The sequence below is a fragment of the Candidatus Neomarinimicrobiota bacterium genome (genome assembly GCA_018647265.1).
Lineage (GTDB): Bacteria > Fidelibacterota > Marinisomatia > Marinisomatales > TCS55 > TCS55.
On sequence record JABGTK010000164.1, the window covers coordinates 1 to 11,463 of the forward strand.

At 38.5% G+C, this 11,463-nt stretch carries 12 protein-coding genes; 10 read left to right on the forward strand and 2 right to left on the reverse strand.

Going from position 1 to position 11,463, the window contains the following annotated elements; all coding sequences use genetic code 11:
* The 7 genes from HN459_09725 to HN459_09755 form a co-directional block, all read left to right on the forward strand.
* A partial coding sequence (locus HN459_09725) for a molybdopterin oxidoreductase family protein (protein MBT3479718.1) occupies positions 1 to 818 on the forward strand: 818 nt, incomplete at its 5' end.
* 74 nt (positions 819 to 892) lie between these two features.
* Complete coding sequence (locus HN459_09730) at positions 893 to 1,171, forward strand: 4a-hydroxytetrahydrobiopterin dehydratase (protein ID MBT3479719.1); 279 nt, start codon at positions 893 to 895, stop codon at positions 1,169 to 1,171.
* Between the two features lie 18 nt (positions 1,172 to 1,189).
* The gene (locus tag HN459_09735; protein ID MBT3479720.1) at positions 1,190 to 3,379 is read left to right on the forward strand and encodes a carbohydrate binding family 9 domain-containing protein; all 2,190 of its coding nucleotides are present in this window, start codon (positions 1,190 to 1,192) and stop codon (positions 3,377 to 3,379) included.
* Positions 3,380 to 3,461: 82 nt separating this feature from the next.
* Positions 3,462 to 3,929 carry a MaoC family dehydratase gene (locus tag HN459_09740; protein MBT3479721.1) on the forward strand — a complete coding sequence of 156 codons (468 nt, stop codon included), beginning with the start codon at positions 3,462 to 3,464 and terminating at the stop codon, positions 3,927 to 3,929.
* A gap of 11 nt (positions 3,930 to 3,940) precedes the next feature.
* The gene (locus HN459_09745; GenBank protein ID MBT3479722.1) at positions 3,941 to 4,096 is read left to right on the forward strand and encodes a hypothetical protein; all 156 of its coding nucleotides are present in this window, start codon (positions 3,941 to 3,943) and stop codon (positions 4,094 to 4,096) included.
* A gap of 26 nt (positions 4,097 to 4,122) precedes the next feature.
* On the forward strand, positions 4,123 to 4,929 hold the full coding sequence (locus HN459_09750) for an enoyl-CoA hydratase (protein ID MBT3479723.1): 807 nt from the start codon (positions 4,123 to 4,125) through the stop codon (positions 4,927 to 4,929).
* Positions 4,930 to 5,134: 205 nt separating this feature from the next.
* Positions 5,135 to 5,500 carry an acyl-CoA/acyl-ACP dehydrogenase gene (locus HN459_09755; GenBank protein ID MBT3479724.1) on the forward strand — a complete coding sequence of 122 codons (366 nt, stop codon included), beginning with the start codon at positions 5,135 to 5,137 and terminating at the stop codon, positions 5,498 to 5,500.
* Between the two features lie 67 nt (positions 5,501 to 5,567).
* Here HN459_09755 and HN459_09760 read toward each other — a convergent pair whose 3' ends face one another.
* Positions 5,568 to 5,996: a hypothetical protein gene (locus tag HN459_09760; GenBank protein ID MBT3479725.1), complete on the reverse strand. Its 429-nt coding sequence runs from the start codon at positions 5,994 to 5,996 to the stop codon at positions 5,568 to 5,570.
* A gap of 486 nt (positions 5,997 to 6,482) precedes the next feature.
* On the opposite strand from HN459_09760, the gene HN459_09765 reads away from it, so the two are divergent.
* A complete protein-coding gene (locus HN459_09765; GenBank protein MBT3479726.1) occupies positions 6,483 to 8,180 on the forward strand; it encodes an aldehyde dehydrogenase family protein in 1,698 nt (565 codons plus the stop codon).
* 151 nt (positions 8,181 to 8,331) lie between these two features.
* On the opposite strand, the gene HN459_09770 is transcribed toward HN459_09765, so the two are convergent.
* The gene (locus tag HN459_09770) at positions 8,332 to 9,402 is read right to left on the reverse strand and encodes a ketoacyl-ACP synthase III (protein MBT3479727.1); all 1,071 of its coding nucleotides are present in this window, start codon (positions 9,400 to 9,402) and stop codon (positions 8,332 to 8,334) included.
* A 273-nt stretch (positions 9,403 to 9,675) separates the two neighbouring features.
* Between HN459_09770 and HN459_09775 the strand changes: the two genes are divergently transcribed.
* Positions 9,676 to 10,605 (forward strand): branched-chain amino acid ABC transporter permease, encoded by a 930-nt coding sequence (locus HN459_09775; protein MBT3479728.1) that lies wholly within the window; start codon positions 9,676 to 9,678, stop codon positions 10,603 to 10,605.
* Positions 10,602 to 11,463 (forward strand): branched-chain amino acid ABC transporter permease (locus HN459_09780; protein ID MBT3479729.1); only part of this gene is annotated, 862 nt, incomplete at its 3' end. The genes HN459_09775 and HN459_09780, both read left to right, overlap by 4 nt.

Sequence of the window (11,463 nt, forward strand, 5' to 3'; positions counted from 1 at the left end):
TAATATTTAATGTTTTTGCCGTTCGTGACACTGTGAAATATTCTGAACCAGTTTTTCCAAAAGAGGAAGGGACAAGATTTGATTGGGAAATATTTTTAGAATTGACAAAACGGATTGCTATAAAAAAAGGGAAAAAGTATTCGAAGTTAACTCAAATTATGTCCAAAATATTTGGACCAGATTGGATCTTGGACCTGGGTATTAGGCTTGGGAAATACGGCAGTTTAAAATCTATTTTCAAATGGAATGGATTGACATTGAAAAAGGTAAAAAAGAATATACACGGAATGGATTTGGGTGCACTTAAACCCAGTTTCCCATCACGACTTTTCACTAAAGATAAAAAAATAGATTTAGCACCTCCAGTTTTTACAGATGATCTCGAAAGAGTAAAATCTAACTTGAGTGAACAAAACAATAATGGTGCATTAACATTGATTGGCCGGCGGCAACTCCGCAGTAACAATTCCTGGATGCACAATTGCACCTCACTTATGACCGGGAAAAATCGCTTTTTAGTTTTGATAAACCCAAAAGATGCTGAATCAAAATCAATCAAAGACGGACAAAAAGTAAAAGTTGAATCAACCAATTTCTCTTTTGAACTAGATGCAAAATTGACCGACGAAATGATGCCCGGTGTTATTAGTATTCCCCACGGCTGGGGTCATGAAAAAAATGGTACTCAACAAAATACTGCTGTCAAAAATGGTGGCAAAAATTTGAATGCTCTGGGGGACGATCTTTCTTTCGATCCAGTTACTGGAAATGCAGATTTGCACATACGAAATGTTAATGTATCACCGCTTATAAATTGATGGGTTTAATCCTGATTCATACAAACTGATTTTTGTAAATTGGATGAAGTATATGCTAAAATGTAGGAGGTTCAATGGCTTTGCTTTCCCAAACAGAAATCCAGACTGAATTAAATAGTTTGGATGGCTGGACATATTCTGATAGTGTCATCCATAAAATGATCACGTTTGATTCCTATATTGATGGGATACAATTTATAAATCAACTGGCGAAAAAAGCTGAAGAAACAAATCATCATCCCGATCTTACCGTAGGATGGTGTAAGGTTGGTGTTACTTTTACTTCTCATGATCAAGGTGGTGTGACGGATCAATGTATAGTAATGGCCAAAGCCGTCGACTCCCTTTTATAACTAAAATAAATTAAATCCATGAAAAAAAATCTCTTTACCCTTCTATTATTTTGTTCATTTTTAACCGGTCAAAATATCACTTCCGCCGTTAAAGCATCTTCTAATCCTGTCATGGATGGGGATGTGTTGAATGATCCCGCTTGGATTGAAATACCTGCGGTAACTGCCTTTATTCAAAAAACGCCCGATGAAGGGCAGGCTGTTTCAGAAAATACTGTGGTAAAAGTCATGTACTCGGATAACATATTTTATGTATCGGTTGTTTGCTATGATTCCGATCCAGGTAAAATTGTTATTTCAGATACGCGAAGGGACTCACCGCTTAATAATTCAGACAGTTTTTCATTTATCATTGATACTTTTAAAGATTTCCAGACAGGGTATCTATTTGGCACGAATCCTGCAGGGATTGAATATGACGCCCAGATTACAGGCGGCGGTGAAGGTGGCAGTATGATGCGGCGATTCAGTATGGGCACTGGTGGTGGCTTCAATGTGAATTGGGATGCGGTATGGAAAGTTAAATCTCAAAGAGGGGATTATGGTTGGAGTGCCGAATTCGCTATCCCCTTTAAAACACTGCGATATAAAAAGGATAAAGACCAATCCTGGGGGATTAATTTTGAACGTGTAATCGCCCGGAAAAAAGAAGAAGCCCATTGGGCTCCAATTTCGCGGCAATTCACCATGAATCGTCTTGTATCAGCAGGAACTCTAACAAATATAAATGTTCCTAATTCTCGTAATATAAAGATTATGCCATATTTATTGGGTCAAAAGAATGAGTATAAAGGCGAAAAATCTTCATCCGCTAGTGATAGCAACTTTGGTTTAGATGCAAAAATGAGCATTAGTTCTACCATGACATTGGATCTTACATACAATACAGATTTTGCACAGGTCGAAGCTGATGAACAACAAATAAATTTGGATCGATTCAGTTTATTTTTTCCGGAAAAAAGGGCTTTCTTCCTTGAGAATGCGGGACTCTTTTCCGTTGGATCTGGTGGTGGGTTCTTTGGCCCAGATATTGAAATGTTTTTCAGTCGGAGAATTGGGGTGGGCCCGGGAGGAATACCAGTACCAATCCTTGGTGGTGGAAGACTTACAGGTACTGTTGCAGGAATGAAAATTGGCATGTTGGGCATGCGGACTGATGCGGTAAAAGACGTTACAGAGGCTAATCAATATTCTGTTTTTCGATTAAAAAAGGAATTGCCTAATCGCACCCACTTTGGGGCTATGGCGACCACTTTGGACCATACGGGCTCTGATGGTTACGTAAATAATGCTTATGCCTTTGACGCACAAATAGGCATTGGTGAGTTGAGCAAAATTGTTGTTTTTGCAGGGTTAACGGAAACACCTGAAATGGAAAAGGATAATGCTTATGCCTACAGGATGGAAATTGCACGGGATACAAAACAAATTTCTACAAATATGTCTTATACGGAAGTGGGCGCTAGCTTTAATCCCGAAATGGGATATTTAAAAAGAGAAAATTATCGAAAATGGTCCGCACGTATTTTTACGCGATTTCGTCCCGAAAATAGATTTGGTTTATTAGAAATTAGGCCCCATATCAATTATGACGGATATTGGAAATTAGATGGTTTTCAGGAATCTGGAAGATGGCATATTGATAATCATTGGGAGTTTCGATCGGGATTTGAGTTTCACACAGGAATGAATATTGTTAAGGAGGGCGTCTTGAATTCCTTTGAAATATCCTCTAATGATACTATTTCTGCTGGCACTTACAACGTAAAAGAAATCCAGTTTTTAATTATGACCAATCAAACAAAACCAATCAGTTTTTTCACTATGAACAGGATTGGCGGATTCTTTGGTGGCGATAGAATCAATACGTCCCCAACTATCAAAATTCGATATAAGGATAAAATAACATCCGAGTTCAGCTATAATTACAATAAGGTAAAATTGCCCAATGGTAATTTTACAACAACACTTATGCGTGCCAGGGTAACCTATGCCTTTTCTCCCAAAATGTATATTCAATCATTGCTCCAGTATAATAACCAATCAGACGTATGGTCCATGAATTGGCGATTTATTTGGCAGCAATCAGCTGCAACGGGATTATACGTGGTTTACAACCAAACTCAGGATTATGATGGGATACCCATTGAGTCAAACAACAAATCTTTTGTGATTAAATATAGTTATTTATTTGATGCTATAAATTGAGAGTTTTAAAAACAGAATCCCTTTAAAATTAGATTGTCATAATATCTATGGTGAATTATTTAAATATAAATAGGAATAGACTATGTCATTAGAACAAGGTTATGATTATTGGTCTTCTAAAATCGGTGAGCCGGTTATTGGCCAATGGCATGAGATGACTCAAGATCGCATCGATAAGTTTGCTGATGCAACGGGTGACCACCAGTGGATTCATGTTGATCCGAATCGCGCGGCCGAGGAATCGCCTTATGGCGGTACAATCGCTCATGGATTTCTCACCCTTTCCCTGATTCCACTTTTGACAGATGATATGTCCCCAGAACAGATTCCCGTTGAAGGCATTAAACAATTTGTGAATTATGGATCCAATAAGGTTCGGTATATGAGCCCCGTAAGACCCGGTGATATGATTAGATCTAATTACCATATTGTCAGTGTTGAGAAAATGCGACGCACTGCCTTGCGGGTGGTAAAAAAAGTTACAATTGAAATTGAAGATTTACAAAAGCCTGCCTGTGTAGTTGAAACGGTAACACTCATCTTTTTTTAGAAAGACACTTTATGACACCAATATCTTTTGAAAATAGGGTAGCCGTTATTACGGGCGCTGGTGGTGGAAATCTAAATGCTTTGGGGAACGATATCTCCATAGACCTAGTACCCGGGAATACTGATTTGCATATTCGAAATATTAAAGTGACTTCGATAGTGATTTAAATGGTTTAATTTGGAAGGAATTGAATATGATGTCTAGATTACCTGAAACTAAAAATTTAATTTTAAATTTTCAAGATGGTTGGTTAACTATATGGTTCAATCGTACAGATAACAGAAATGCATTATCGGTTGAATTGGTTAATGAATTAAGAGATACGCTTAAATCCGTCCGTGATAATCGAACTGTAAGGGGTATAACATTTCGTGGCAAAGGTGGTGTATTCTGTGCCGGAGCGGATTTAAAAGGGTTAAAATCCCTGATAGATACGGATGCTCAAAAAGAGGAGATTGCGAATTTCAGTAAAGTGATTGGACATTTTTTTGAGTTGGTGAATACCATGCCCCAAGTGACAATTATGGTGATTGAAGGCGCAGCGATTGCCGGTGGATTTGGTTTGGCTTGTACAGGCGATGTAACCATTGTTCATAAAGATACCCAATTTGCATTGAGTGAAACAATGTTAGGTCTAACGCCTGCACAAATATCACCATTTGTTATTCATCGTTTAGGTTCTGCACTGGGCCGCAGGGTAATGTTGACTGGCGCTCGATTTAATGGGGAAAAAGCTGCTCAGGTTGGCCTAGCTGATTTTATCGGATCAGATGAAGCTGAATTGACCAATTTAGAACAAAAAATTAAAACACAAGTATTGCGTTGTGCTCCCAGGGCCATCGGTATTACAAAAGAACTCATTCAATCTATCCCAGGCCTTTCTAAAGAAAAAAGAATTACAATGATGGCAGATAATTTTGCAGAAAGTGTGTTGGGGGAAGAAGGTCGAGAGGGGATTGCATCATTTATGGAGAAACGAAAGCCTAAATGGAATAAATAAAGGTATATTGATTTTGCTGGTTAACTAAAAACGTTTGGTTTTTTTGGTCCTTGATTAAATAGCTAGAAATGAAGTTTCCGTGGAAAAAGATGTAGCAGTTTGCAATGATACCAAAGAATTGAAAAAAGGTCATGACTAGAAGGCGTAAGACAAAAGGCTGTAAGCTCTTGTATGACAATAAGAAACAAGTAAAAGTTTGGTTGGGTTGATCATTAGTCAAGCCATAGAAAAATTCGGTAAAGCAGTGATGGGTGAACAGCAATTGCAAGAAGCCTTAGCCGATATGATGACTGATATTTTTACTGCTGAAAGCGTACTGGTGAGGATTCGCCAAACACCAATTAATGAATCAGCATTTAAAATTGGAACTGTATTTGTTTCAGAAAAAATGGGCAAAATGGTACAATCGGCAAAACAATGCTTACTTTATATTCATGGTGGTGAGATTCCAGAAGAAATTTATGCTGAATATGAGCAATTGATTATACTTTTGAACTTGTCAGAAGATATCTATTTATTAAAAGAAGAAATTGCCACACATGTCATATATAATAATAGCTATCCATTCTAATTCAATAGTTAATTGAAACTCCGGAAAATTTATATATTTAAAATACTTTTAATATTTTTTGATTTGACTAATGGGTAGTAAATATGTGCAACCCATGAGTCATAGGGATCATTCTCAATTTCATAAACCGTTGGGTATTCCCTTGTGATTTTAGCGGATCCAAAAAGGATATCCCAGAAAAAAACATATTACTTAAATTACCGTTATTATTACTGATGCCGTCTGAATTGGATTTGCCGTGATGCATAAAATGGGTGGAGGGGGTAGAGATGGATCGCTCGACAATCCAAGCTAGAGGGTGTAGCACTTTAAATTTATACAATGTTTGATCCCACTTCCATTTACTGTGGGCGCCAATAACAATAAATTGTTTAACTATTAATTGGGTGAGAATGACTTCGTAGGGTATAAAAAAGGTTATAATTCCAAGCCACCAGAGATTAGGCATAAATACATAGTAAGACATTGCATTCCGATAAGATGTCAAGACACCCATTTCTCTTGCAGCATGATGAGGTCGATGCCATTTCCATAACCAAGGTCATTCATGAGATTTTCGATGCCACCAATATTGAGAGAAGTCATCTGGAATTGACACGATTAATAATAATGCCCAAAAGGGTAAGTGTGATAGTGATTGATAATATTGGGGAATTAAATAATTAAGAATTAAAACAGCCGAGAATAAAATAATCGGTTTAATTAATAAAGCCAGTTTAAAAAAGGACACTATATTCATTGAGCCAATCATCTTTTGTTCTAGGTGAGTTACGGCCATAGAGACCGGTAAAAGATTCCAAAATACCAAATCCAATTATGATACCACCTATAATAAAAATTTCGAGTATTTTAAATTTTTCCATGACTTATTATTTATGCTTAACTATTTAAAAATCCAAGTGGATTGACCCATGATGATAGATAATTATTGTTAAGGATTTTCTTTTAGAGTATTATTGTTCAATTAAACAAGGATATTTTAATGGACTCACTAACGTTGGATAATTGTCTTTCTAATTTACAATCAAATAAAAACAGTTGGGCTACCCTCCCAATTACCAATAAAATTTCCTATTTGGATCAAACCATAAAATTGACTGTGGATCATGCAGAAGAATGGGCAAATGCCGGATCGGAAGCGAAAGGATTAAACACCAATTCACCGTTATCGGGGGAAGAATGGTTAGGCGGCCCTTATGCGTTTTTAAACTGGTTACAATATATGAAAAATACGCTAAATGCAATTGCTGCAGGAAAAAGCGCAATTCATAAAGTTAAATTAAGTGAATGGGCAAACGGGCAAACGGTGGCGCGGGTTTATCCTAATAATCTTTTAGAAAAGTTGCTTTTGGATAATTATTATTTGGATGTTTGGATGCAGGATGGTGTTACACTTGAAAACATTGAAGATACAGTAGCGTTATTTTATAAACAGGAGAGTCCTAAAGGGAAGGTTTCTTTGGTATTAGGGGCAGGAAATGTATCATCCATAGTTCCTTTGGATATTTTCTATAAATTGTATGCCGAAGGAGAAGTGGTGTTAATAAAAATGAATCCCATCAATGAGTATCTTGGACCAATTTTTGAGAAGATATTTGCACCATTAATTGAGAAGGGATTTATTCAGTTTTCCTATGGTGCTGGAGATGTAGGCGCTTATTTGACCCGTCATGATATGGTGGATACAATTCATATTACCGGTAGTGCACGGACCCATGATGTAATCGTATTCGGCGTTGGAGAAGAAGGCCAAAAAAGGAAAAGTGAAAACCTACCCATTATGAGTAAACCAATTTCATCTGAATTGGGTGGAGTATCTCCTACGATTGTTGTTCCGGGACCATGGTCAAAAGGTGATTTTAAATTTCAAGCTGAAAATATCGCTACCCAAAAACTTCAAAATGCAGGCCATAATTGTATTGCAACACAAGTATTGGTAATGCCGAAGGAATGGGTAGGAACAGAAAAATTACTCCAAGAAGTGGAGAGTAAAATTACTAATGCTGAAAGCCGTCCTGCATATTATCCCGGCGCAGCAGATCGTCAAAATGCCGCAAGGGTACATGCAAATGCAAAAAGTCTCGATAGCGGTGTGGATCGAACCATTATCTACGATGTGGACGCCCTTATCGATGAACCCTGTTTTACGGATGAATATTTCAGTCCCGTCCTTACTACGGTTGAACTGGAAGGTAGTGATCCTGCTGCATTTTTAAAGGCGGCAGTCAAATTTGCCAATGAAAAACTGGATGGTACTTTAGGTGCGAACATAATTATACATCCTAAAACAATGAAGGCACATAAAGAAGCTTTGGACCAAGCTATAGCGGATTTGAAGTATGGTGGCATTGGTATAAATACTTGGTGCGCTCTTGCATTTTTAGCCGCCGGTGGTGCGTGGGGTGCCTATCCTGGCCATACCATGGATGATATTCAATCAGGAAAAGGTGTGGTTCACAATGCTTTCCTTTTTGATAAAACCCAAAAGAACGTTGCGACAGGTCCCTTCAGGAATTTTCCACGGTCAATCTTTTTTGGCGATTTGCATATGGCACCTAGACCGCCTTGGTTTGTCACTAATAAAACAGCCCATAAGACTGGCAAAAAACTAACTTATTTTATTGGGACTGGAAGCCTTTTAAAGCTTCCAGGTATTTTTACTTCAGCCTTAAAAGGGTAATTGAAGAGACCGAATCAGTCCATAAAAGACTGATATTTACAATTTAACTTTTGCAGCAAGGCAGACTAGGTCAAATGTCGATCCATACAACACTGCTTGATTTGCCAACTTGAATTCAGCACCACCACTCTTTGCTGCGAATTGGATTTGTCTAGAATTGGTAAAGTATTGCATTACAGTGCATCCCGGCGCCGACCGAAACCATGGCCACCAGTTGTCCGTCTTTAATTTCAAATTTATCCAGTTGTTTATTCCGGATCATATCTAACATAGTGGGAATAGACGCTACTGAAGTATTTCCAGTAAATCCTATGGTTATTGGGATTCTTTCTTTTAGAACTTTAAAATCAACATCAAATAACCTACTAATGTTATTACCGATAGCTTCTATCATTTTCCCATTGGCTTGGTGAAAGAGAAAAAGATCAACTTCATCCATAGATTTACCAACTTTTTCCAACCCTTTTTTAATAACCTGAGGGACCCATTTTGTAGCATAACGGTATACCTCTCGGCCATTCATTTTAAAAAATTTAGTGTTGCCAAAATCTGGATTATTGGATTTACCAATGTAAATAGTATGGCAATCCTCTTGACAGTGAGAAAATGTGGCATATCCTAAAACACCCGCTTTATTGTCCCTCTCAGATTTAGAGAGAATAACTGCACCACATCCATCTCCCAAAAGCATGGAATCCAAATCGTGAGGATCTAGAACCCGTGAAATAACTTCCACACCAATGACGAGGACGTGATTAGCATCACCGTTCTGAATCGCTTGGTGGGCTTGGATTAGACCTTGGACCCAACCGGGGCAGCCAAATAAAATGTCATAGGCAAAACATTCATGGTTTTTAATCCCCAGGATATTTTTTGCTAAAGAGGCGAGGTTGGGAACTGAGTCCCAATGCCCTGGATTGTCGGGTACCATATTGCCTGTATTGTGGGCTACGATTATGCCGTCTATTTGAGTTTTGTTAAGACCCGCATCAGCGATGGCATTTTCACCAGCTGCTTTTATCATAGGTACATTATCTTCCTGGTCCGAAATATATCGCCGGCTTGTTATGCCGGAAATCTCTTCCAGCTTGGCAATTACCTCTGCTGCAGGTTTCCGGATTTTTATTCCCTCTTTTGAAAAGAATTCATGGTCAGAAAAATAGCTGTTTGGAATCACCTTTTCAGGGAGTATTGAACCAGTTCCTGATATAATAGAATTAATCATTTTATTAACCAATATTTGTTTTGTAAAAGAAGGTGTTAATATATAGCTATTCAATAAGAAACAAGCACTGTTAGATAACTTAGAATAAAATTTGACAAACGCATCTCAAACAATGTCTTCATTCGCAAAAATATAAAAACATCAAATCTCCTGAAACTGGATTATTACGGTTAAGACAATCATAGACAATTACACTTATACCTTATTTTAATCTTCAAATCGATCTCTCTTATGGAAGAAAACAGTATCTAACCGTACATTTGACACTTAATGAATTCATTAATTACCGATATTAGCCAGGAAATTGTCAGTGGGGTGGCACTGGGCTCAATTTATGCTCTGATTGCCCTTGGCTTTATCCTTATATATAAAGCAACTGAAGTTGTGAATTTTGCCCAAGGTGAACTCATGATGGTGGGGGCCTACGTTAATTTTTTTATCATCCAGGGATTTACGGGAGATATGGGTCTCCCAACCGGTTGGGTTTTTCTAATGGGATTAATTGGTTCCATTCTATTTGCAATAATCTTTGGCTGGTTCCTTGATTTAGTCATCAACAGACCCATGCGTGATGAACCGGTTTTTTCTATTATGATGGCCACAATTAGTATGGCGATTATGCTAAGAGCTGTGGTGTCTATGGTTGCGGGTACAGAAAGTTTAGTCCCCCCGTCACCATTTGGCGGTACCCATTTTAAGATCGGCGGCGTCATTATATCTATGCTGGACCTTACCATTATCATTGGTGCCATTGTACTCGTATCCGTTTTTTATTATTTCTTTAATAAGACCCGCTGGGGGATTGCCATGCAGGCTACTTCCGAGGATCCTATTGCGGCCCAGCTCATGGGCGTACCTGTCAAACGGATATACTCCCTAGTTTGGATATTTGCCGCAATTGTAGCAGCTATAAGTGGTGTGTTGTTATCGCCTCGCGCTTCCCTCATTGATACAAATATGGGTTTTATGGGCTTAAAGGCGTTTCCTGCGGCGGTGTTGGGTGGGTTTGGCTCTATTCCCGGTGCAATCATTGGCGGTATTATTCTGGGTGTTATTGAAACAATTAGCATGGGTACCCTGTCTTATCATTTTCATTGGGTAAAAGAGATTAATGATATAATTGTATGGATCGTACTTATTGCGGTTCTAATGATTCGACCTAATGGTATTATGGGGACGAAGGAGATCAAGAAGGTATGATTAAAGGCCGTTACGAAGATGAAAACCTGAAATGGATTCCACTTCTAATAGGGTTGGTTATATTAATCCCATTTGCCCTGAAAGGGATGACCTTCAGCTACAAATATTATCTTTATATATTGAATACGGTTGGTGTCTACATTATCCTGACAGTGGGGTTGGACCTTCTTTCTGGATATACGGGACTGATTTCCTTGGGCCATGCGGCTTTTATGGCTATTGGTGCATATTCATCGGCGATCTTGGTTGATCAAGTAGGCCTTCCATTTATGGCTTCACTTATTGTTTCCCCCATTATTGCGGGCTTGTTTGGTTTTCTTGTGGGATTCCCTGCGCTTCGTGTTTCAGGTATGTATTTGGGATTAACCACCATGGGGTTTGGTTTCATTATACGACGCCTCATAATAGCTATGCGGGAGTGGACCCAGGGATCCGGCGGTTTGGTCGTTTCTGCACCGGAGATTTTCGGATTTACCATAAAAGGGGATTGGGCCAATTATTTTCTCGTATGGACAGTTGCATTATTGGTCATTGTGGCAGTGAGGCGTATCGTCAAATCAAAGATTGGTCGTGCATTCATGGCTATCCGGGATTCGGAACAGGCCGCCGAAGCATCGGGTATCAATTTGGCCAAATATAAAATGCTCTCCTTTTTTATTTCTGGCGTTCTGGCCGGTTTGGCAGGCGTTCTCATGGCCCATACGAATCATTTTATTTCTACGGACCATTTTGACAGTATGCTGTCGATCTATTTTATCATAATGGTCTTAGTGGGAGGAGCTGGAACAGTTTATGGCGCTGTTCTTGGTACCGTATTTATTGTCCTTCTGGATAATCTTTTTGTACCTGAATTGGAAA

What these genes read in the sequence shown, in the direction of transcription:
- HN459_09730 (MBT3479719.1), top strand. Translation starts at nt 893, where the DNA reads ATGGCTTTGCTTTCCCAAACAGAAATCCAGACTGAATTAAATAGTTTG.
- HN459_09735 (MBT3479720.1), top strand. Translation starts at nt 1,190, where the DNA reads ATGAAAAAAAATCTCTTTACCCTTCTATTATTTTGTTCATTTTTAACC.
- HN459_09740 (MBT3479721.1), top strand. Translation starts at nt 3,462, where the DNA reads ATGTCATTAGAACAAGGTTATGATTATTGGTCTTCTAAAATCGGTGAG.
- HN459_09745 (MBT3479722.1), top strand. Translation starts at nt 3,941, where the DNA reads ATGACACCAATATCTTTTGAAAATAGGGTAGCCGTTATTACGGGCGCT.
- HN459_09750 (MBT3479723.1), top strand. Translation starts at nt 4,123, where the DNA reads ATGATGTCTAGATTACCTGAAACTAAAAATTTAATTTTAAATTTTCAA.
- HN459_09760 (MBT3479725.1), bottom strand. Translation starts at nt 5,996, where the DNA reads ATGGGTGTCTTGACATCTTATCGGAATGCAATGTCTTACTATGTATTT.
- HN459_09765 (MBT3479726.1), top strand. Translation starts at nt 6,483, where the DNA reads ATGGACTCACTAACGTTGGATAATTGTCTTTCTAATTTACAATCAAAT.
- HN459_09775 (MBT3479728.1), top strand. Translation starts at nt 9,676, where the DNA reads ATGAATTCATTAATTACCGATATTAGCCAGGAAATTGTCAGTGGGGTG.